The sequence below is a fragment of the Blastopirellula sp. SH421 genome (assembly GCF_057808535.1).
The window spans coordinates 1539290-1561406 of sequence record NZ_CM173712.1 but is presented as its reverse complement, the minus strand read 5'-3'; the positions used below and the strand labels follow the sequence as shown (position 1 = coordinate 1561406).

Here is a 22117-nt window from a genome sequence, read left to right as displayed (position 1 = left end):
CGCGTTATACCCCTGCCGCTTCGCGCATTTCCATGATCCGCTCACCGGCCTCGCCGTGGACAAACTGCGTAACCCGACGATCGCTACACTCGTCGAGTCCCTCTGGCGGTCCGTCGTACAAAATCTGCGGTTCGTCCCCTTTCAGCCGGGCTGCCGGGTAAAGCATCAACACGCGATCGGCGACCTTCCGCGCTGTCCGCATGTCGTGCGTCACCACAATGCTGGTGACCGGATAACGCGAACGGGTCTTCAGGATCAATTCGTTGATCACATCGCTCATGATCGGATCGAGTCCCGTGGTCGGTTCGTCGTACAGCATGACTTCGGGCTTGAGCGCCAACGAGCGGGCCAGGCCAACACGCTTTTGCATGCCGCCAGAGAGTTCGGCCGGTTTCTTCCAGACGATCGAGTCAGGCAGGCCAACATCGGCCAGCAAGCTAAACACGATCTGGCGGATTTCTTCGATCGGCTTTCGCGTATGTTGCTTGAGCGGAAACGCGACGTTCTGCCCGATTGTCATGCTATCGAACAGCGCCGCACCCTGAAACACAAAACCATAGCGAATCCGCTGCTTGGTCAGCTCGCGCTCTGAGATCTCATGCAGGTTCTGTCCGTCAAAGGTTACTTCGCCGCGCGTGGGTCGAATCAATGCGATCAGCGTTTTAAGCAACACCGTCTTGCCGCAACCGCTTTCGCCGATGATCGCCAACGTTTGCCCACGCGGAATCTTGATCGAGATATCGCGCAGCACCGTCTGGGCGCCAAACTGCACATGCAGCGAGTCGACGTCAAGAATCGGTTCGGATCGATCTTCTTCCAGCCGTGCGTGCAACGTCTAGCCTCCGCCAAACTGGGGAACATTTTCGGGCCACAGCATGTGATACACCGTATCGAGCGAGATCCCCAACACCAAATCGATCGCCAGAATAAAGACAAACGAGTAAACGAACGCCGCCGTCGCCGCTCGCCCCACTCCTTCGGCGCCGGGCTCGCAATGAAACCCACGATGGCAACTGACGATCGCAATCGTCCCGCCAAAGAAGACGCTTTTAATTAGACCATAGAAGATGTCCCACGACTGCACAAACTGCTCAGAGTTGTACATGTAGTAGTGCTGATCGATGCCCAGGATGTTGACTGAGTAAAAATAGCCGCCGACAAACCCCATGAAGTCGGCCATCACGGTTAGCGCCGGAATAAGTATGACGCAGGCCAAAAACCTAGGCACCACGAGAAAATGAATCGGGTTGGTTCCCATGCTATCTAGCGCATCGATCTGCTCGGTCACGCGCATTGTTCCCAACTCGGCGGCCATCGCGCTGCCAACGCGCCCCGCTAGCATGGTCGCCGCCAACACCGGCCCCAGCTCGCGAACCAGCGTCATATTGATGACGGCGCCCAGACGCGTTTCGAGCCCAAGTTGCCGGAACTGGAAGTAGCTTTGAACGGCGAGCACCATCCCGATAAAGGTTCCGGTCAGCGCCACAACCGGCAGACTCATCACGCCGACCTGGTAAAAGTTGGGGACCAGCGTCTCCCGTCTCGGGATGCGATTGAAGAGCCACTGCATGGTCCGCAGCGCGAACAACGCCATATCGCCAACGGCAATCGTAAACTCAATCCCCAGCGTTCCCCAATCGGCGATCCAATTGAATAACGCCTCTTCGATCCATGTCAATTGACGCGGTCGCGGCGAGGGATTCGAGTTGTTCGGGGCGGTTCCGGTCGCCATCGTGTTCGATCGTTGACGATTCGTGCTAGCTACCTTCGAGTTGCGCGCGCAGCTCGGGGGATCCTAACTAACTTCGACGCGCACCGGTGATCAGCTTGAGGAAAGCTGCGCCGCCTAGCGAAGGTTTGCATGCAACGCCTGAAATACCGCATGAAACGGTTGTTATTCGGCAGCTGGTGCTAGCGGTGCTAGTCGAGGTGTCACTCGTCTTCGGACCAGGGATCGGCTTGGGGGACTTTGGATGGGGCGGCATTCGTGATCTGAACAACACTCGCATTCTCCGTCACCAGCCGTAGCTGATAGCCAGACCAGCGCACTAGCAACAGAGAAAGCAGTAGCACAAAACTTTGCGTCAGATTTATCTGAAGCAAAAACAGAAATGCTCTCGCGATGCTCTGCGGCACTCCTAGCACCATACACAACAACACCATTTCAAGGATCGATACGGCGAGCCCCATGCCCGCCAGCATCCAGACCCAAAACCACCAACGATCTGAGATACGAAATGCGACGATAATCGACGGCACAGTGGTTGCCAGATTGACGATCGCGGCGACAAACAGGGCGAGCAAGAGATTTTTTTCGCCCGTAAACGGAAACGAGACGGGATATCCAAATCCGCTCAACAAAGCCAGGGTCACGCTGAGAATCGAAGTGCCGAAAATCAAATGCCGCAACTGAAAGCGATTGGAAATCTCGATAGGGATCTCACGATAACCCAATCGCCGGCGAGTTGCGATTCGATAGACGAGCAGACTAATCGAACAGGCGATGAGCCCAAACAACAGGATCACCGCCAATAAAGATTGCTCGGCTTCCGATACGCGATAGTTGAGAAACAACGACGCGCCCCTTTGATGAACGACATACATCAAGGTGATCCCCAGCAACGCCCAAGGGAACCGCACGATCATTCGCCCCGTTCCCAGCGCGACCCAGAAAGCGAGCAAATCAACCTGCACCACAAAAAGTCCAACATATACGCCTTGCGGAAACGCCATTTCGCGACCGCCGGACCATCGCCAGAGCAGTGTCATTACAAAGTCGAACAATAAGAACGCGACCGCCAAAGCCGTAAAACGCGCAATCGCCCAACCACGCGAAGTTTCTGATCGCTGCTCCCCCAATTCTTGCATGTCGTAGCTGACTCGCTTAATCTGACGATTGAAAGTTGGTTCGATTGTACCGTGGCCGTTAAGGAATCGCATGGAGTTTAGAAACGAAGCTCAGACGGCGATCGAAAAACCAAGTTTACAGTTTGGCATCTGGCATTTGGTTGTGACAACAGCCATCGTCGCAATCCTAATTGCGTTGACTGCTCCTTTCGCCCGCCAGTTCAATACCAATCAGTGGATTGTAATTGGCTCAGGCGGCTTGGGATGTTCCTTGGGATTGGTTGGCTTTCTTTTGTTTTTTGGAATTCCACGCTTCCTTGCGCGACGAAAAGCAGGAGCACTCTTAACCAATCTGACCGGAAGAGTTTCGGCTCGTAGCAATTTGATCATGAAGGTCATCGCCTATGCTTCACTGATCGTGCTCGCCATCCTTTTCATCTATCTATTGGTGCTATCCAAGTCAAATGCCGACCGCCCCATTCCCTTCTATCAACTGGGCGTACCGGCCGCTTATGCAGCGGTTATCACAACATCCTTTCTTTGCAATGCGGGATTTGGCTGGAAGGCGCCGCAATTGCGACAGAACGGCTTGCTGAATGGAACAGTATTTACTGCTTGGAACGAGATGAAGACCTGTCGCTGGAGTACGGTAGATCCCAACGTACTGAGGATTGGCAGTTTCGTAATCTTCGACTTCCCTATCGATCCCGAAAAGCGTGAGCAAGTCGAGGTTATCTTGAGAGATAAGATCCCGGCGCTCGTTTCCAATTCGTAATCGAATACCCTCCATCAATTGACTTCGCAAGTCATTCTAAGCCAAGAGATTGGATCACAGTCGATGCAGAGCCAACCCGTCACCGAAGTCGACAAGCCGCCGCAGTTTCGCATTCGGCACTTGCTTGTCGTGACCGCGATCATTGCAGTTGTGCTTGTTCTCATTGCGCCATTTGCTCGTGATTTTCAAACCAATCAATGGCTGATGCTCGCAATAGGCGCCGCCGGCTTTCTAGTGGGCATAGCGCTATCCCAGCTTCTGTTCGTCTATCCGCGCCGTGCCGCTCAAAAAAACGGCGGGGCACTTTTGATCACGCTTTCCGTCGACGAAACTCGTGACATCAATAACAACATTCGAATCTCCTCATTTTTAACGGTATTGGTCTTATTCACGTTATTTCTCACATTCGTGCTTTTAGTTGGTTCTGAATCGCGGTCGAGCGAGCCACTCGTTCAACTGGTGACACCCACTGTTATAACTATCAGCATGGCGATCAAATTTTGTCACGCCAGCTTCGGATCGCAGCCGCCGCAACTTCGTGAAAATGGCGTCCTTCTTGGGACAACAGTCACTCCTTGGAATGCACTTCGTACATGTCGATGGAATAAGTTCAAACCTCGCGTCCTACTTGTCGGTGATTTCACCGTCGCAGAATTGACAGTCAATCCAGATCAAGTGGAGCAAGTCGAAGCCATCTTGCGCACACACCTGACAGGTTTTATACAATCCAGTGAATCTTCGGATCCCAAAGATTGACACAACGCCAGCGTGACGACAAAATCGGGCCACTTAGCTCACTCACTTCCTAAGACAACGCCAAAGAGAACTCGATATGCGACCTCGCAGCATCCTTGCACCAGAGTGGTGGGATTTTACGACGCTTGACCGTGAGTTGTTGGACGATGCGGCCCGCGTGACGCCAGAGGATCTGCTTGGCTTTTCTCGCGAAGGCTTTGAAGTTCGGATGTTTGACACGCTCGAAGATTTCTATCTGGCCGAAGCGCTCGAATACATCACTGCTTGGAAGCAAGCGACCGCCGACAATCCCTGCGGCATTTGCGGCCCGATCGGGCCGACCGAACAATTGCCGTTGGTCGCGCGACTGGTCAATGAGTTGGAGCTCGATCTAAAGCACGCCCATTTTTGGGGCATGGACGAATGGGTTGTCGACGGCAAAGAAGTGCCGTTTGAGTTTCCGCTTGGTTTCGCCAAAGCCGATCACGACCTGTTGTTTGATCGCATCAAGCCTGAGCTGCGGATGCCGACCGAGAACATCCATTTCCCCAAAGTCGACTCGACCGAGTACTGCGCGTCGTGGGATCAAGCCCGCTGCTTGGTCATGCAAGGGGGTCAGGGAGACGCGAAGCACTGGGCGTTCAACGATCCCTTTCCGCGGACCGGCGACTATGTCGACGCGCCTCCTTCGCCTGAAGAATATCGCCAGCTTGGCACGCGCGTCGTCAACTTGCACCCGGTGACGGTCATGCAAAACGCTCGCACTTCTGGCGGCGGCGTGGTAAGTGAAGTGCCGCTTTCAGCGGTTACCGTCGGTCCCCAAGAGACCTGGAAATCTGAATGCGTTTCAATCTGGCAGGCCGGCGCACATGACAACCCGTTTGGGCAACGCTTGACGGCGCTGATGATCGCCAAGCGGATTCCGGATTCGGCGGTGCCGATGTCATTGTTGGCCGATCACCCGAATGTTCGCTTCAATTACTTCCGCGGCGGTTTAGGAACTTGTACGGTTCAGATGCACTAATGAAGCGCTCCGCTTTGGCCATCGCGGCCCATCCTGACGATATCGAGTTTCTGATGGCTGGCACCCTGATGGCGCTGGCCAACGTCGGTTACGAGATTCACTACTGGAATATCGCCGACGGCTGCTGCGGCAGCATGACGACCGATCGCGAGACGACCGCCCGCATTCGCCTGATCGAAGCGAAAGCGGCGGCCGCATCGATCGGCGCCCAGTTTCATCAGCCGCTGTGCGCTGATCTAGAAGTCTTCTATTCGCTAGAACTGCTGGCCAAGGTAACGTCGGTCATGCGAGCCATCGAGCCGCAGATCGTACTGACGCATGCCCCCAGCGACTACATGGAAGACCACATGCAAGTCGCGCGGCTGGCGGTGACCGGCGCGTTTTGCCGCGGCATGCCTAACTTTCTGGTCGATCCGCCGCGGGCAATCACCCCGCAAAAGGTGACGGTCTATCACGCTCAGCCGTATCAAAATCGAGATCCGCTGGGGAAGCTGGTGATGCCGGAGCTGTTTGTTGATACGTCCGATCTGGTCGAGCGGAAGGTCGAAATGTTGGCCTGCCACAAGAGCCAAAAAGAATGGCTCGATCAAAGCCAGGGAATGGGCTCGTATCTCGAAGCGCTCCGCGATATGGACCGCCAAGTGGGGAGTCTGTCAGCGACCTACACGTTTGCCGAAGGCTGGCGACGCCATCTGTACGCCGGATTTTGCGAGCCCGGCGATGACCCGCTGTCGGCGGCGCTGACGGCGCGAACTCTTCGTAATCCAGCTTACTAACGAAATCCGCTCGCCCTGCCCTTCTCTTGGCGCGGCTGTTACAATGACAAGAATTAGTCGTTCTAACAATTAAAATGGGATCGGGGAGCCGTTTATGGAAAGTCTCGAAAAGCTGCTATTCATGTTGGCTGGCGTTGCGTTAACGGCAATTTGCTGGGGATCGTACGGCGCGGTGCTGCATGAAGGGCAAGCACGACTAGGGGGCTCCTTCAAACCGCTGATCTGCGTCGGCTTCGCCTACTTTGTGGTCGCGATCCTCATCCCTGGGGCAATCCTCGCATCGCAGGGGAAACTATGGCAAGGTTGGACCTTCGGCGGCATCGGCTGGAGCAGCGCCGCCGGCGTGTGTGGAACGCTGGGCGCCCTGGGGATCATTTTGGCGTTTAGCGCCGGCAGCAGCGCTTCAAAACCATGGATCGTCATGCCGCTGGTCTTTGGCACGGCGCCGATCATTATCACGGTCATCTCGATGACCACCAAAGGGCTGTGGGGACAAGCGAATCCCTTTTACTTCGCCGGGCTGATCCTGATCGTCGCCGGCGCCGTGACGGTTCTGTTCTTTGCTCCTCGCACCAAACCGCACGCTGCGGTTGATCACGGCAAGACCGCCTCTGCAGTGGAAAAACCTGCCGCACAATTCAAGTCCAAGCCTGCCGCAGACTAACCGAAACGGACGATGAACGATTCCAGCAACGATCAACGCTTGATGCAAGCGATCGACGCCCAGCTCGCGCATCTCTGGATGGTTCGAACCTTTCTGAAGCATGCCGAAGAAACGGAAGAGGACGACGAACTGCAGGAAGTCGCGCGAGCATTGTATGACTACATGCTCGCGCTGGGAGCTCCGCTAGAAAGCGGTGATGCGACCGCCTATCTCAAACAGGCGAAAAAAAAACTCTCCAAGCTCCGCCGCGCTGGCGAGCTGTTCCAAGAGATCCAGCCCGAGATCTCAGACCATACGAACTTCCGGATGGCCGCAGCCAGTTGCCGCACGGTAATCGCCGAGCTAGAACGGTTGCTTGGGTAGGGTGTAGTTAGTTTGGCCAAGACCCAATCTTGTTCGGCACGAGATTTACGCCACGGCATGAGTCCGGTTTCACGCTGCTTTTCCGATTTGCGGGTGCCATTGCCACGGCCTTGCGTGGCAATGATTGTGCGTGAAATGAACGTTTGACGTTACCCTACTGACCAAGCCCCTGCCTATGCGGCCGTAACAGGTTGGATGCCGCATTCATGGCCACGCAAGGCCGTGGCCATGGCACCCAGCAAGTCGAGCGCCGAACATCATTGGGCCAAGACCTGAGCTACGTTCCGCGCAGCGCCCCAAACCATTCGATCTGACGCCGCGGGCAATATTGCAACTGCTGCTGATCGCACCACGGCTGTAGCCAAACTCGTATCGCTTCTAGCTCACTCGCTGCGGTCCCTTGCGGCATCATAAAGACATTGGCGCGATCGATCTGGGGATAGCGATCGAGATACCGCAGCACCTCTTCGGCGTCGGCCAGACGGTCGATCACAAACTTGAACTGATAAGCGTGCTCGTCGATTAATTGCCGGATCACCTCTGGCGCGTTTCGCGTTTGCTCATGCCGGCGATGCCAGCGTGGATGATCGTCTAGCGGCGGCGCCGAGTTCGACATCTTGGGACTGATCGACATCAAATCGCAGGCCAGCGGTAGATACAGGGTACCGGCCGTTTCGATCGTGATATGGCGTCCTGCGGCGTGGATCCCCTCGCACAGCGGTATCATCTCGGCAAACAACATCGGCTCGCCGCCGGTCAACACCACGTGATCGCATTCCAGCAGCGTGATGCGTCCCAAGATCTCGGCGACCGACAGATCCTCCCCTTCTGGCTGCCAGGATGCGTGCGGCGTATCGCAAAACCAACAGCGCAGATTGCAGCCTGAGGCGCGCACAAAAGTGCTGGTGACGCCGGTCAATGCGCCTTCACCCTGGAGCGATCGATAAATTTCAGCGATGCGCAAGCGTTTGGTCTGCGGTTTAGGTGTGGGCCCCGCTTTTCGTGGCGGGCCGGTTAAGCCAAAATACCAGTTTACCGTGTAGGAGTGACGCGCAAATGGCGACTCAGTTTCGCGATATTCTAGAAACTTTCGAAAATCAGAACCCCGACCGCGATTACAACGTCGAGATCCTCTGCCCCGAATTTACGTCGGTCTGCCCCAAAACGGGCCAGCCTGACTTTGGAACGCTGATTTTTAACTATATTCCCGAAGCGAAGTGCGTCGAGCTGAAAAGCTTGAAGATGTATCTTCAGGCGTTCCGCAACGAGGGAATCTTCTACGAAAACGTCACCAACCGGATCCTGGACGACCTGGTCGCCGTGCTCGAGCCCCGTTGGATGCACTTAGAAGCGAAATTCACGCCGCGCGGCGGAATCAGCACCAATGTCACTGTCGAGCATTACGCCGAAATGCCAGAAGAGGATGACGAAGACGACGACGCCTAGTAGGCGATCGGCGAGTCTCCCGACTTCCACAGGGCAAATAAATCTCGGCAAGCCGCCCGCTCGACGTCGCTAATCAGCCGCGTCGAGCTTCCCCCCTGCTCGAAAAGCAAGCGTGCGGACATCCGCAACTCGTTAAAACCGGCTTCGGCTGCGTCTTCGATGGTTGCTCCATAATGGACCTCGGCCACGCGCGCCCAATGCAGCGCGGCGGCGCACATCGGGCAAGGCTCGCACGTGGTCGCGACCACCGCATTCGGCAATAAGACTTGCCCTACTTTTTGGCAAGCGACGCGTAGTGCGGTGACCTCGGCATGCGCAGTCACGTCCACCGTTTTCAGCACCAGATTGTGCGAAACCGCGACGACTTCTCCATCCACGGCAATCGCACACCCAAACGGCGATTGCCCGGCGGCGATCCCCTGCTTGGCCTTCTCGATGGCCAACTGCATCAATTCCGCAGGCGATATCATGGGCTGTTTTCGTGATAAGATTGGAAGAAATACGCAACTTCTGTTGATTACAATAGTAGAGACGCCCGAGTGGGGGCGATAGCGATATTTTCTCTGCCGACGCCTTAGAACGCTAGTTGAGAGCTCTATGCAAAATTTGCGAAACCTGGCGCTGACAGCGCTGCTGCTGGGATCTTTCTGCTCCAGCGCTGTGCATGCCGAAAAGCCAAAAAACATTGTACTCATCTATGCGGATGACATCGGCTATGGAGATTTCAGCGGTTACGGCGCCAACAGCTTTTCGACTCCCAATGTCGATCGGCTCGCCCAAGAAGGCTTGCAATTTACTGACGGGCACTGCGGATCGGCGACCTGCACTCCTTCTCGCTATTCGCTGCTGACAGGTCGCTACGCTTGGCGGCAAAAGGGAACTGGCATTTTGCCGGGCAACGCCGCGCTGATTATTCCTACCGACGAGGTCACGCTCCCTTCGATGCTGCACAAGGCCGGCTACAAGACCGCCGTCGTTGGTAAATGGCATCTTGGGCTAGGAACAGGCAATGTCGACTGGAACGGCAAAGTTGCTCCGGGGCCGCTGGAAGTGGGCTTCGATTATTCGTTTCTGATCCCGGCCACAGGCGACCGCGTACCATGCGTCTATCTCGAAAATCATCATGTGGTTGGTCTTGATCCCAATGATCCGATCGAAGTCAGCTACTCGAAAAAGGTAGGGAACGAGCCGACCGGGAAAGAGCATCCCGAACTGCTCAAGATGGGACTTTCGGCGGGTCATGACAAAACGATCATCAACGGCATCAGCCGCATCGGCTATATGACCGGCGGCAAAGCGGCTCGCTGGGTTGACGAGGAGATGGCCGACACGATCACCGAAAAAGCGGTCGCGTTTATCGATGACAACGCTGAAACTCCGTTTTTCCTCTTCTTCTCGACGCACGATATTCACGTCCCCCGCGTTCCGCATCCCCGCTTTGTCGGCAAAAGCGGCCACGGACCACGCGGTGACGCAATCCTGCAGTTTGACTGGTGCGTCGGTCAGATCCTGGACGCTTTGGATCGAAACCAGTTGACCAACGATACGCTTGTTATCTTAAGCAGCGACAATGGCCCGGTGCTGGACGACGGCTACAAAGATCAAGCGGTCGAACTGATCGGCGATCACAAAGCGGCCGGTCCTTTCCGCGGCGGCAAATACAGTCACTACGAAGGAGGAACCCGCGTCCCAACCATCGTCCGTTGGCCCCGCGTCGTGAAGCCCGGCGAATCGGCAGCGCTTGTCAGTCAAATCGATTTCCTCACTTCCTTGGCCCAACTAACAGGACAAACATTGCCGGCCGCAGCGGCCCCAGACAGTCTGGATGTGATGGATGCTTTGCTGGGCAAATCGCCGCAAGGACGTGACGAGCTGGTCGAACATGCAGGCCGACTCTCACTACGCGTCGGTGACTGGAAGTACATTGAACCCCGCGGTAAAAACCAAGCCGAACTCTACAATCTGGCGCAAGATATCGGTGAAACCAAGAATCTGGCTAAAGCCTCGCCAGACCAGCTGAAGGAAATGGAAGCCCGGCTGAAAGTAATCCGCGAAACAGGCCGCACCCGAGAGTAATCACCGGCGCGGTGCGGAATCGCGGTAGCGCTCAACAAGCCATGGCGGGCCCCAACACTTCAGTACTGGACACCCAGCAGTAACACAATTCATCGTCTCCGTTTGCGTGGTTTCACCCTGCGTTTTCTTGACTTGGGCCCAGTAGGGACTGGACTCGGCGGTTCTGTTTTTTTCAGCTCGGCGAGGGCGGCGCTGAGTTTGGCTATTGAAAGTTCGGAGATCGCTGGGGTGACTGGACTCGGCTGCGATCTTTTTTCGAGTGGACTCGAGAGTGATATTTTTTCGGGTGGACTCTCGTCGGAAATTTTTTCTGGCGGCTGGGGCTGAGCCTGGGGCGATGCGGTTTTTGCTGTTTCGCTGGGCTCGCGACGGGGTTGGCCGGTCAACTTGTCAGCCAGTGGGTCGGTTGGCTGGACTGGACTCGGCGGAATTTCTTTTTTGGCTCGGCCGAGCAGCTCGGCCGTTGTCAGGGTGATGAAGCTGGTTTCGAGCGGGTCGTACTGGGGCGCGTTGGGATCGTTCAGTTCCTCTAAACTGACCAAGCGATAGCGGGGCTCCCGCCTTGGCTGGTGCGGATTGCTGTTGGCGAGTCGGATTTCGCCGGCGTCGACCATATATTCCCAGGCCAAGCCGAACTTGGTTCCGCTCATCCCGCTTTGCTCGCGGATCTTCAGCTTGGTCGCCTGAGCTGGGTCGATTTGCGACATCACGCCGCGCAGCTTCATCCGCAGATGTTCCAGCTGCGATTTGGCCGCTTGTTGAGCCACTTCTTCGGCGATTGACGGCACGTCGCGCACGGTCACTTCCCACTTGCCGCCGGCGAGATCGGCGGTGAAATCGCTGGTTGGGCCTTCATTAATATCGACGCCCCACAGGTTGCTTTGTCCGGCGCCGCCGCCCAGGGTGAGCCACAGTTGGTGTCGCCCTGTGCCCGGTTTGAACGCTTGCCGGCGATTGACCAAAAGCCATTGCCGGGCTACGGCGCCGCAGCCGGCGCTGGCCAAGTCGGCGGCGGTCAGTGCCCGCGGCGGCAGTTGCTTGCGGGTAGGGCAACAAAGAATCGGCGTGGCGCCGGCTTGCAGGCAGCAACGGATTAGTTCGCGCTGCTGCTTGGCTTGGGCCCGCGGAGTCATGTTTAAGAGATCCGCCGTATCGATCAGCACAACTTCTAACCGGTGCCGCTCGATCCAATCGGTCAGCCGCTGCAAATGGGCCGGATCGCTGGGATCGGTGATGTTCAGCTCCCAGACAAGTCGATCGAGCTGCGACAAATCGACCCCTGAGGCTGCACTCCAGCGCGGCGCCAAATCGGTCACCATCTGCTCGGCCTCTTCGCCGCCGACATAGCCAACGCGAAACGCCCGCTCGGCCGCGAACTGCCCCAAAAACTTGCCCCCGCTGGCGAGCGCCGCACACAGATCAATCGCCAGCGAACTCTTCATACACTTACTGGGCCCCAAAATCACCGCCGCCTGATGCCGCAACAAGATCCCCGGCAACAACCAGTCCCGCGGCTTTTGACGAGCCAACAGTTGGGCGGTGGTTAGCCCTTCCCAAGGTTTTTCCGGCTGGCCAAACTCCGCCGGTTCCGCTTCTCGGCCAAAAGCCCCCAACGCCCCCGCTTCGCGATCCAAAACCAGCGGATTCGCAAAATCCGAATCCAACAGCGGCGTAAACGCCTCGCCCAAATCGACCTGGCCAGTCTGATTAGAAGCAGGTGCACTCACAACGATCGACATGGCAATTCCCCCTGATCATTCACCGCAGCGCAGCAGAAAACGTCCCGCCCCACCGGCAATGACCAACCCCCGACGTTCAGCCCAATCCCCAAGCCAAACGCCTCACGTAAATAGCCCCCCACGAATCCCGCAGGCGCCCAAAACAAGCTAAACAGCAGAGCCAAGCCGAAGCCTGATCGCCTGTACAAATTTATACCAGCAATGCAGCGGCAAGTCAACCTCAAGCGGGGGAGATTTTGCGGGGCAATCTGCGGTAACGGCGCCATGGCCACGGCCTTGCGTGGCCATGAATGGGCGTGCAGGGATAGTTTGATCCCAACCGCTTCAAAGAGTTAGGATGTAGAAATGAGTACGATTTGGAGAATTGAGGAATTGAGGGCGACGGCTGAATTGCCCGCCTCCATCATGGCCACGCAAAGCACTGGTGATGGCGTCTGTGTCGCGATAGCGACCCGCGTCCCCTTATTAATCACGCTTTAGATTTTTTGGTGCGGCTCCATGTTCGCAATATTAAGCTTGGAAGAGCGGGACGCTATCTAAAATATTTGGTGTGATGTTTTTTTTGCAGGGCGTAAGACATGCTCTTTCCGCGAAGACGCGGTAAGAGCATGGCACCGGGCTTAACAACCCGGATCGAGTCTTTACAGGAACCTATAGTACCGGACGTCCAGTTGATGTCTATTACAAAGAGATTAGTGGCGTTGGACATACGGTTATCACCGAAGATGGCGTAAAGAACAGCGTTATCACCGCTTATAAGGGCAAAAACGTCAACCCGGAAAGGTGGAACGGAACGGCTCCTTCTAGGTGGACCGGAACGGAGCGTTACGTTGAAATTCAGTTCCCAAATGGGAGCTCCGGTTCGATGCACAAAATCCATCCCTATCCGAACAATTCAGGACCGGACTGTGAATGAAATCGAAAAGCTTTGGGACAACTCGTTTGGGAACACTCGCACAGATGAGGAATGGACTCAGCTATTTCAGCTGGTTTGCGATAGCCTGGCAAAACATCTTGAACGCCGATTCAAAATAGATGAGGTCTTCATCGACGATGAAGACAACGCTAGACATAGCGGCGTCGGTGCGATGGTTCAAATCGACCTCTGTCCACCGCTCCAGCTCGTATTGGTGGGCGATCTATCGATTTCCGTGAATCATGGCGAGTCTGTTTACATCCACCTCTTTTCACTTTTGTTCTGCTGCGGCAAGCGACTGAGTGAACACAAACTCGCTGCTGACATTCCTGGGGAAACGCTGGTATTTATGTTGACTCGCACGGATCAAGGAATAGGCCAATGGACGCAAGAACTGATCCGCGATGAAGCAGGCGAATGGGAAGAATTTATGAGCTTCGATGACTGGCTAAAAGCCTTGGAATCCAATTAATGCAACCGTCCTTCCTATCCTTTTCACCTTAACGGTTGCCTGAATTCCACCGGAGGATCCTCCTCGAATGAGGATTCGACCCCACGTAGTGATCACGGCGCGATGCTGAGAACGGGTGAGTCTGCCGGGAGGCGTTTCTTGGCCGACTTAGGGAACGGCGGGGTGGCACAGACGAACAGCCCATTTTTCGCGTGCCACTGGCCCCTTTCAGCCAGTGTCTTCTCTTTCTTCCTCCTGCTTCGCAGTGAAAGAAAGCAACAGAATCCAATCCCATTTTTTTCGACTCGGCTGCTTGGTTATTTTATCTTCCTATTTATGGACGACCAAGCGCCGCAGCGAAAGCGAGTCAAGCATTTTCATGTTCCAGGGCATTTTCATGCGTTGACCTTTTCTACCTATCGTCGTCGACCACTGCTGACTAATGATGCTTGCCGAACCATCTTGGCTCGATCGATTGACGACGCCTGTCGAGCAGAGTCCTGCCAATTGATCGCGATGGTTTTTATGCCGGAGCATGTTCACCTGTTGGTGTTGCCTGTGATCGCCGAGGCCAGCATCAGCCGGCTGTTGCAGAAAATCAAGCAGCCGACATCTTGCCAAATCAAGACGATGCTCGTTGACGCTCGTTCACGATTACTGGATGAGCTGACCATCCAAGAGCGGCCGGGGAAACGTTGTTTTCGCTTTTGGCAGGAAGGATCTGGTTATGACCGCAACCTCTTTCAGCCCGCGGTGATCGAAGCGGCCATCGACTACATTCATGAGAACCCCGTCCGACGCGGGCTCTGCCAACGTGCCGTCGATTGGAAATGGTCGAGTGCTCGGTTTTACCTGGACGGGATCGTTGATCCTCGCCTGCCGAACTTATCTTTTCCGCCGCCGGAACTGTTCGATAACTCTGGAGTGCAATTGCCACACTCGGAGTGAAGACACTGGCTGAAAAAGGCCAGTGGCACACGAAAAAAGGCGGTTGGTCAGTGCCACCCCGCCGCTACGGCCACGGCCTTGCGTGGCCATGAATGGGCATGCAAGTAAGGTCTAATCCCGACCGCTTCAAAGAGTTAGGATGTAGAAATGAGTACGATTTGGAGAATTGAGGAATTGAGGGCGACGGCTGAATTGCCCGCCTCCATCATGGCCACGCAAAGCACTGGTGATGGCGTCTGTGTCGCGATAGCGACCCGCGTCCCCTTATTAATCACGCTTTAGATTTTTTGGTGCGGCTCCATGTTCGCAATATTAAGCTTGGAAGAGCGGGACGCTATCTAAAATATTTGGTGTGATGTTTTTTTTGCAGGGCGTAAGACATGCTCTTTCCGCGAAGACGCGGTAAGAGCATGGCACCGGGCTTAACAACCCGGATCGAGTCTTTACAGGAACCTATAGTACCGGACGTCCAGTTGATGTCTATTACAAAGAGATTAGTGGCGTTGGACATACGGTTATCACCGAAGATGGCGTAAAGAACAGCGTTATCACCGCTTATAAGGGCAAAAACGTCAACCCGGAAAGGTGGAACGGAACGGCTCCTTCTAGGTGGACCGGAACGGAGCGTTACGTTGAAATTCAGTTCCCAAATGGGAGCTCCGGTTCGATGCACAAAATCCATCCCTATCCGAACAATTCAGGACCGGACTGTGAATGAAATCGAAAAGCTTTGGGACAACTCGTTTGGGAACACTCGCACAGATGAGGAATGGACTCAGCTATTTCAGCTGGTTTGCGATAGCCTGGCAAAACATCTTGAACGCCGATTCAAAATAGATGAGGTCTTCATCGACGATGAAGACAACGCTAGACATAGCGGCGTCGGTGCGATGGTTCAAATCGACCTCTGTCCACCGCTCCAGCTCGTATTGGTGGGCGATCTATCGATTTCCGTGAATCATGGCGAGTCTGTTTACATCCACCTCTTTTCACTTTTGTTCTGCTGCGGCAAGCGACTGAGTGAACACAAACTCGCTGCTGACATTCCTGGGGAAACGCTGGTATTTATGTTGACTCGCACGGATCAAGGAATAGGCCAATGGACGCAAGAACTGATCCGCGATGAAGCAGGCGAATGGGAAGAATTTATGAGCTTCGATGACTGGCTAAAAGCCTTGGAATCCAATTAATGCAACCGTCCTTCCTATCCTTTTCACCTCAACGGTTGCCTGAATTCCACCGGAGGATCCTCGTCGAATGAGGATTCGACCCCACGTAGTGATCACGGCGCGATGCTGAGAACGGGTGAGTCTGCCGGGAGGCGTTTCTTGGCCGACTTAGGGAACGCGATGAGCATTTTTAGGGCTTTGTTTTATGCCTAGATGTGGAAATTGGTCCTGCGAGGCGCACATCGGCTGACGTTTCAAAGTGATGTTTTGGCGTGGTGACGGCGAGCGACATTCAATCGAATTGATGGCGATAAGCGTCCCGCTATGGAACTATTTCGAGGAGGCTCGAATTTACAATTCCGCCAGACTCGCTCGCACATTGCTGGCGATGTCACTCTGGGCTGCCCCTTTTTTCTGTACCAGGCGTTATGAAAGATTGGGTTGGGAAACAGGTAACGATTCAAAAGGGACGCTGTGCTGCTGGAACGGAAGGAGCGCAGCGACTGAAGTGGAAGCAGCACAGAGGCGCGCGAACTCCGAAGGCTGCAGGTAGCCCAGCGAACTGTGCGGACGGTTGTTATTGAAGTCCTCTCGCCAGGCCCGAGCTTTGATTCGGGCGTCCTCCACGCCCAGCAGGTCGGTCTGGTGCAGGTATTCATCACGAAGGCGGCTATTAAAACTTTCGCACAAGCCGTTTTGCCAAGGTGAGCTAGGCTCGATGTACAACACCTCCACGCCGATCAGCACCAGCCAGTTCTTGATCGCGCTGGAGATGAACTCTGGCCCGGGTGCCATGCTCGAATGGCACAGTCATAGTTGTAACTATCTTGTTTCAAAGGAGTTGTCGCCGACAGCGAGTCGCTCGCGCAGTTCTTGGCGAGGTTGCACCATTAGCTTGTAGTTGCTGCCGCGTTTCTTTCGCACTCGCGGTTCGATGCGGCCTGGACGCTGTCCCACGATGCACTTTCCGATCTGTTCTAATCGACTGAGGCAGTAAGACCGATGTTCGATGCCTGTCATGGAGCCGATCACATCCCAGGCCGCTAATACGAACTGGCAGCAACTGACGAAGCTCACCTCTCGTGGTCGCCTGCCGCAGATCCACGCACTCCCAAGCGTCGTCGTCCGGATCGCGTTGTACGCCAGCATGGTCACCCAGAACTCTTTGCGAACCATCTCTGGACTTTTACAGCGAAGATGATTCATGTTCAGGTGCGTCTTGATGCTCCGAATATCCAATTCCGCATTCCACCGAAAGCCAAATAACTCTGCGAGATCCTCGTGCTGCACCGAGTCTTCGCCGTCGGCCTGGGTGAGGGTCGTGACGATGATGAACGGCTCTTGTTTTCGCCCCGGCTTGGCGATGACATAACGAATCTCTCGCAGCTCAATCGACCGGGGCATCAAGTCATACATTTCCTTGCTCATCCACGTCGGTCGGTTCGGACGATCCCAGCGGACCACATGATCGTGTTTACCAAGTCGACGACCGCGACGGAAGTCGGTGTGCCGACCATGATGTTTGCGAAAGCAAACATCCACCTCCGCTTGCATTAGCAACACAATCATCCAGTAGTTGCCATAGAACCGATCAGCCACCGCCACATCGCCTTTGACAAAGCAGCCGATCAGTTGCCGCAGCAGCGCCGTCTCTCCGGTCTCCTTGCCCATGTACCTGGTGATCGCACAATCGACCACGCAGGCGGTCGCCAATGAGATCACGACCACAAACCTAGCGATCGGAAAACCGATGCCCGGTTGTTGGGCGGGATTCTGGGGATAAGCGGCCTGGTTCTTCGGCGTGTCGGGCATCAGGAAGGTTGACCCATCGACGAGCTTGGCATGTCGACCTTTCCACAGGTGCTCTGGCTGAACTAGTCGCTCCGTTTCGACGGCGATCTCGGTGGTCAATTCGTGCAGGGCATTTTCGGAAAGCTTCGCTCTAGCGCGGCAATAGTCGCGCGTGTCCGGGGCGACATCGCCACCATTATTTCCGTGAAGGTAGCTGCTGATTCGAGCGACCGCACTCTGGCAGGAAGCTTCCTTGCCGTCGCGAAGGACTTGGCTCATAAACGTCCACAGCACGATTGCGGTGGTGTAGGAGCGTCCAAAGAGTCGCTGGTGTTTGGCGAAAACCCGAGCGATCCGTTCCTCACTCAAGATGTCGACAAAAGGGATTCCCGATGCGATCAGGAATCCAGCAACCGCCTGCGCGAAACTGAAGTTGCCTCCAGCGGCGTGATTCGACCAAGATGCCATGAGAAAACCCTCCCTGGTCTCACTGGTAAGCGCCAAACGACCGGGGAGGGCTTTAAAGTGTGAGACCTGGGAGGGTTTCACAGCAAGATCAATCGTCCTGCGTCGAGAATTTTAATCGAAAAACTCGACTTGCAGATAGACGGATTTTGCGCCGAATAAAATTCGACCTCAAATGACTGTGCCATTCGTGCCATGCTCTTACGGTGTCTTCACCGAAAGAGCATGCTTTGATTGGTATCGTCTAATTGTTGGATTGGGCCCGGTTTGAAGACATGCTCTTCTCGCGAAGACGCGGTAAGAGCATGGCACCAGCGCTACCTTGACTCAGGGGAATCGGGTGCAAATACGTCGCGCCAATCGTCTTGTGAAAATCGAATATCACAGCCTTTTAGCGACGTTTGCATGCGTAGTTTTTCTTCCGTGGATAAGAGAGAGCCATCGATTTCCAAGCATTTCAATCCAGTCATCGCCATCAATTCAAAAAATGCGTCAAACGTCTGTTGCTCTGTATGTATCGTCGTTAGGCGAAGATCGGTGATGCGGGAAGGGAGGCGAGAGAGTTCCTCGATTAGCTCGGGAGTAATGTCAACTCCAGATAGATTGATCGCTTGTAGCTCTTTGGCCTCGCGTAAATTCAAGATGTCACTTGGTCGAATGTGAGGAGCAAATAGGCGAAGCACCTTCAAGCCACGGCAGCGGCTAATCGACGACGTGAGCTTGTCGCAATCTAGATCAAAATGTGGGGCGATTTCGAGCCGTTCGACTCCGGGAAGCGACGCCAAGAAGTCAAAATCCCCGGAGCGATAGCCTGAATCACGTCGAATTGACAGGCTATGGAGAGGGCCGATCAACGCGAGATCAGAAAAACTATCGGCCGAGATTTCAGATCGCCATCGAAAGTCAGGTTGGGTGCGAGCCTTGGCCTTCCCCATCATTTCATAGACAAGAATTCCGTTTCTGTTGAGGCGCTTAATAACCGCCTCACGATTTTGTAGCTCATCACCAGAAGCGACTGAAGTGAAAGTAGCAGTAAGTACGCACAATAGCCAATATCCAATGAAATTCTCAACATATATAGCCAAGATCACCTCCATGCCTTTCAGCAGCTATTGATTCAGGCGCGAGTAATCCAAAGTACGATCGGGGATTGGCTCCTCGAATTCCGGGACTTCCGTTGGTCGCCCTTGTTGGATTGCGTGCGCAGTTGTCAATAAAATGTCGAAAATTGCCCGAAATCACACGCCGATAATTCGGCGGGTCGGCAATTTAATAGTTTCGTAGGCTGGGTTAGACGATAGGCGTAACCCAGCCTACGCAACTATACGCTGCGTGCATGCGGGCGTCCTCGAAAGACGCAGTCATGTGACAACGACCCCCGTCCCCTTAAGACGCAGCAGGCGCCAAGCGTCTACGAGTGAGCCGGCTCTTCAGGCGTCGTTTCGGGATGTGAATCGCAGTGGTCGCCGGTTTTGTGACGGTGGGCTTGGCCTGAGCATTCTGGCGACGGGGTGGTGCAGGCTTCGCAGATGGAGTTGCCGGCCGAGTCGCGGAAGTTGTTCAGCCCCCCGCAGCTTCCCTTGATGCTGCGGTTGCTGAGAATGACGCCGATCGCCATGCCGGACAACGCGATGGCGAAGACGCCGGCGGCGATTAAAAATGTGAGAAGCACAGCTTACTCTCCACGCTGAGGCCACAACGATGTGCGGCGTACGACTGGCCCATCCGTACCGCGGATGAGAAACAACACCGCCAATTTGTTCTCTTCGGCCCAATTGTATCCCTGCTCTGGCCCTAAGACCATGAGCGTTGTCGCTAGCGCGTCAGCCGAGGCGCAGTCCGCGTGCAACACGCTGACCGACGCCAGCGTGTGATCGAGCGGAAGGCCGGTTTGCGGGTTGATTGTGTGCGAAAAAGTCTGGCCGTCGACTTCAAAAAAATTGCGGTAATCGCCGGAAGTTGCGAGCGATTGATTCGACAGTTCGACGATTTCTTGGATCGAACGTGCGCCCGGGATTGGTTTCTCGATCGCGATTCGCCATGGCGTACCGTCACCTTTGCGACCGGCGGCGCGGACCTCACCACCGATTTCAGCCATGTAGGGCCTGTTGGTTGACGCAGCGACTAGTTGAGCGATCTGATCGACGCCGTACCCTTTGGCGATCGCTGAGAGATCGACGTACAACGCGTCGTGGGACTTTTTTAAAGCAGGCGGATCGAGTCGCACCGAGAGCTTGGCGTCGCCAACGCTGGCTAGGGCTGCGGCGATTGCGGCGTCAGAAGGGATTTGCTCTGGATGATGATCGGGGCCAAAGTTCCAGAGATTGACCAGCGGTCCCACCGTGACATCAAAAGCGCCGTCGCTTTGGGCGCTGATGGCTTTGGCCAGAGAGACCACTTCGGCCAGCTCGCGCGAAACGGGGAACCAGTCGCCGGCTTTGCTTTGATTGAAGCGTGAGAGCTCTGAATCAGGAATGTAGGTCGACATTTGCTGGTTGATCTCAACCAGCCGATCATCGATCTGCTGCTGCAACTTCTCTGCAGAGAAGTTGTCGCCAGGCGAAACGAATTTGACCGAATAGGTCGTTCCCATCGTCCGCCCTGTCAGTTCGACAGGTGCGGAGTTGACCGGAGTGCATCCAACCAAGAGGAGTAATAGCAAAACTCCTCTGGTCAGCGCGATCGTGTTGTTAGCCGCCGAAGTCATCGTAAGCGATATTTTCTGGCGGAACGCCGAGGTCATCCAGCATCTTGAAGACCGCCTGATTCATCATCGGGGGACCGCAGATGTAATACTCGATATCTTCCGGAGCCGGATGGTTCTTCAAGTAGTTCTCTAACAGAACCTGGTGAATGAACCCCTTCAAACCGGTCCAGTTATCTTCTGGAGCCGCATCCGAGAGTGCGATGTTGAACTTGAAGTTGGGGAAGTCTTTTTCAATGTCGCGGAATTCGTCGACATAGAACAATTCGCGAACGCTACGACCGCCGTACCAGTACGAGACCTTGCGGCTGGTCTTCTGTTCTTTGAACAGTTCAAAGATGTGACTACGCAGCGGAGCCATACCGGCGCCACCACCGATGTAAACCATTTCGGCTTGGGTGTCTTTGATAAAGAACTCGCCGAACGGGCCCGAAATTGTCACTTTATCGCCCGGCTTCTTGCTAAAGATATAGCTGGAAGCTTTCCCCGGCGGAGTCCCTTCGGGTGCACGCGGCGGCGGCGAAGCGATACGGACGTTGAGCATGATGATGCCCTTTTCGCCCGGGTAGTTCGCCATCGAGTAAGCGCGAACCACCGGCTCGTCCACTTTGGAGACGTATCGCCAAATGTTGAACTTATCCCAGTCTTCGTGATATTCTTTGTCGACCACAAAGTCTTTGTAGGCGACTTCGTGCTCGGGAATGTCAATCTGGATATAGCCGCCGGCTTTGAAGGCGACTTCTTCCCCTTCCGGCAGTTTTAGCTTGAATTCTTTGATGAAGGTTGCGACGTTGTCGTTGGAGATGACTTCGCATTCCCACTTCTTCGTTTCAAACGCTTCGTGGGGAACTTCGATGCTCATATCCTGCTTGACGGCGACCTGGCACGACAAGCGGTACCCTTCGCGGGCTTGCTGGTTGTTGATGTGCGACTTTTCGGTCGGCAGAATGTCACCACCGCCTGAGAAGATCTTCACCTTGCATTGTGCGCAAGTACCGCCGCCACCGCAGGCAGACGAGACAAAGATCCCTTGGTCAGCCAGCGCGTTGAGCAGCTTGCCGCCTGCGGGAACGTGAACTTCTTTTTGTTCGTTAATGACGAGTTTCACGTCGCCAGCAGCGACCAACACCGACTTCGCGGCAATGATGATCGCAACCAACGCGAGCACGACAAGCGTGAACATCGCGACGCCGACGGGAATAATAATGAATTGATATTCCTGCATGAC

22 protein-coding genes and 1 pseudogene are annotated in these 22117 nt (G+C 55.1%); 11 read left to right on the top strand and 12 right to left on the bottom strand.

What is annotated here, in order from left to right; genetic code table 11:
• Positions 1-4: 4 nt before the first annotated feature.
• The 3 genes from SH421x_RS06455 to SH421x_RS06445 all read right to left on the bottom strand — a co-directional run bounded on the left by SH421x_RS06455 (position 5) and on the right by SH421x_RS06445 (position 2940).
• A complete protein-coding gene (locus SH421x_RS06455; protein WP_488854592.1) occupies positions 5-832 on the bottom strand; it encodes an ABC transporter ATP-binding protein in 828 nt (275 codons plus the stop codon).
• A 3-nt stretch (positions 833-835) separates the two neighbouring features.
• A complete protein-coding gene (locus SH421x_RS06450) occupies positions 836-1732 on the bottom strand; it encodes an MlaE family ABC transporter permease (protein ID WP_488854591.1) in 897 nt (298 codons plus the stop codon).
• Positions 1733-1932: 200 nt separating this feature from the next.
• Positions 1933-2940 (bottom strand): hypothetical protein, encoded by a 1008-nt coding sequence (locus SH421x_RS06445; protein ID WP_488854590.1) that lies wholly within the window; start codon positions 2938-2940, stop codon positions 1933-1935.
• Between the two features lie 70 nt (positions 2941-3010).
• On the opposite strand from SH421x_RS06445, the gene SH421x_RS06440 reads away from it, so the two are divergent.
• From SH421x_RS06440 to SH421x_RS06415, 6 genes are all read left to right on the top strand, one after another.
• A complete protein-coding gene (locus tag SH421x_RS06440) occupies positions 3011-3622 on the top strand; it encodes a hypothetical protein (protein WP_488854589.1) in 612 nt (203 codons plus the stop codon).
• 63 nt (positions 3623-3685) lie between these two features.
• The gene (locus SH421x_RS06435) at positions 3686-4378 is read left to right on the top strand and encodes a hypothetical protein (RefSeq protein WP_488854588.1); all 693 of its coding nucleotides are present in this window, start codon (positions 3686-3688) and stop codon (positions 4376-4378) included.
• A 76-nt stretch (positions 4379-4454) separates the two neighbouring features.
• Positions 4455-5381 carry a sugar phosphate isomerase family gene (locus SH421x_RS06430; RefSeq protein ID WP_488854587.1) on the top strand — a complete coding sequence of 309 codons (927 nt, stop codon included), beginning with the start codon at positions 4455-4457 and terminating at the stop codon, positions 5379-5381.
• Positions 5381-6157 (top strand): PIG-L deacetylase family protein, encoded by a 777-nt coding sequence (locus SH421x_RS06425; protein WP_488854586.1) that lies wholly within the window; start codon positions 5381-5383, stop codon positions 6155-6157. Before SH421x_RS06430 ends, SH421x_RS06425 begins: the two co-directional genes overlap by 1 nt.
• A gap of 94 nt (positions 6158-6251) precedes the next feature.
• Positions 6252-6821 carry a hypothetical protein gene (locus tag SH421x_RS06420; RefSeq protein ID WP_488854585.1) on the top strand — a complete coding sequence of 190 codons (570 nt, stop codon included), beginning with the start codon at positions 6252-6254 and terminating at the stop codon, positions 6819-6821.
• Positions 6822-6833: 12 nt separating this feature from the next.
• A complete protein-coding gene (locus tag SH421x_RS06415) occupies positions 6834-7184 on the top strand; it encodes an amidohydrolase (protein WP_488854584.1) in 351 nt (116 codons plus the stop codon).
• Positions 7185-7461: 277 nt separating this feature from the next.
• Here SH421x_RS06415 and SH421x_RS06410 read toward each other — a convergent pair whose 3' ends face one another.
• The gene (locus SH421x_RS06410) at positions 7462-8148 is read right to left on the bottom strand and encodes a 7-carboxy-7-deazaguanine synthase QueE (protein ID WP_488854583.1); all 687 of its coding nucleotides are present in this window, start codon (positions 8146-8148) and stop codon (positions 7462-7464) included.
• Positions 8149-8240: 92 nt separating this feature from the next.
• Between SH421x_RS06410 and queF the strand changes: the two genes are divergently transcribed.
• Positions 8241-8630, top strand: coding sequence for a preQ(1) synthase (queF, locus tag SH421x_RS06405; RefSeq protein ID WP_488854582.1), 390 nt, complete (start codon positions 8241-8243; stop codon positions 8628-8630).
• Here the strand turns inward: queF and SH421x_RS06400 are convergent.
• Positions 8627-9100: a nucleoside deaminase gene (locus SH421x_RS06400; protein ID WP_488854581.1), complete on the bottom strand. Its 474-nt coding sequence runs from the start codon at positions 9098-9100 to the stop codon at positions 8627-8629. The two genes, queF and SH421x_RS06400, sit on opposite strands and share 4 nt — an antisense overlap.
• 127 nt (positions 9101-9227) lie before the next feature.
• Here SH421x_RS06400 and SH421x_RS06395 point away from each other — a divergent pair, with 127 nt between their 5' ends.
• Positions 9228-10706 carry a sulfatase family protein gene (locus tag SH421x_RS06395; protein ID WP_488854580.1) on the top strand — a complete coding sequence of 493 codons (1479 nt, stop codon included), beginning with the start codon at positions 9228-9230 and terminating at the stop codon, positions 10704-10706.
• An 89-nt stretch (positions 10707-10795) separates the two neighbouring features.
• Here SH421x_RS06395 and SH421x_RS06390 read toward each other — a convergent pair whose 3' ends face one another.
• Complete coding sequence (locus SH421x_RS06390; protein WP_488854579.1) at positions 10796-12445, bottom strand: AAA family ATPase; 1650 nt, start codon at positions 12443-12445, stop codon at positions 10796-10798.
• 908 nt (positions 12446-13353) lie between these two features.
• Between SH421x_RS06390 and SH421x_RS06385 the strand changes: the two genes are divergently transcribed.
• The 3 genes from SH421x_RS06385 to SH421x_RS06375 all read left to right on the top strand — a co-directional run bounded on the left by SH421x_RS06385 (position 13354) and on the right by SH421x_RS06375 (position 15950).
• Entirely contained in the window at positions 13354-13833 is a 480-nt protein-coding gene (locus tag SH421x_RS06385; RefSeq protein WP_488854577.1) for a hypothetical protein, read from the top strand.
• 315 nt (positions 13834-14148) lie between these two features.
• Positions 14149-14760, top strand: coding sequence for an REP-associated tyrosine transposase (locus SH421x_RS06380; protein ID WP_488854578.1), 612 nt, complete (start codon positions 14149-14151; stop codon positions 14758-14760).
• 710 nt (positions 14761-15470) lie between these two features.
• Positions 15471-15950 carry a hypothetical protein gene (locus tag SH421x_RS06375; RefSeq protein WP_488854577.1) on the top strand — a complete coding sequence of 160 codons (480 nt, stop codon included), beginning with the start codon at positions 15471-15473 and terminating at the stop codon, positions 15948-15950.
• Between the two features lie 405 nt (positions 15951-16355).
• Here the strand turns inward: SH421x_RS06375 and SH421x_RS06370 are convergent.
• The 6 genes and pseudogenes from SH421x_RS06370 to nqrF form a co-directional block, all read right to left on the bottom strand.
• Positions 16356-16715 (bottom strand): annotated as a pseudogene (locus SH421x_RS06370) (integrase core domain-containing protein); the annotation flags it as partial.
• 36 nt (positions 16716-16751) lie between these two features.
• Positions 16752-18188 (bottom strand): IS4 family transposase, encoded by a 1437-nt coding sequence (locus tag SH421x_RS06365; RefSeq protein WP_488851384.1) that lies wholly within the window; start codon positions 18186-18188, stop codon positions 16752-16754.
• A 314-nt stretch (positions 18189-18502) separates the two neighbouring features.
• Complete coding sequence (locus tag SH421x_RS06360) at positions 18503-19282, bottom strand: hypothetical protein (RefSeq protein WP_488854576.1); 780 nt, start codon at positions 19280-19282, stop codon at positions 18503-18505.
• A 314-nt stretch (positions 19283-19596) separates the two neighbouring features.
• Positions 19597-19857 carry a hypothetical protein gene (locus SH421x_RS06355; protein WP_488854575.1) on the bottom strand — a complete coding sequence of 87 codons (261 nt, stop codon included), beginning with the start codon at positions 19855-19857 and terminating at the stop codon, positions 19597-19599.
• Between the two features lie 3 nt (positions 19858-19860).
• Complete coding sequence (locus SH421x_RS06350) at positions 19861-20892, bottom strand: FAD:protein FMN transferase (protein ID WP_488854574.1); 1032 nt, start codon at positions 20890-20892, stop codon at positions 19861-19863.
• Positions 20876-22114: an NADH:ubiquinone reductase (Na(+)-transporting) subunit F gene (gene nqrF, locus SH421x_RS06345; RefSeq protein WP_488854572.1), complete on the bottom strand. Its 1239-nt coding sequence runs from the start codon at positions 22112-22114 to the stop codon at positions 20876-20878. The genes SH421x_RS06350 and nqrF overlap by 17 nt, the downstream gene beginning before the upstream one ends.
• Positions 22115-22117 lie beyond the last annotated feature (3 nt).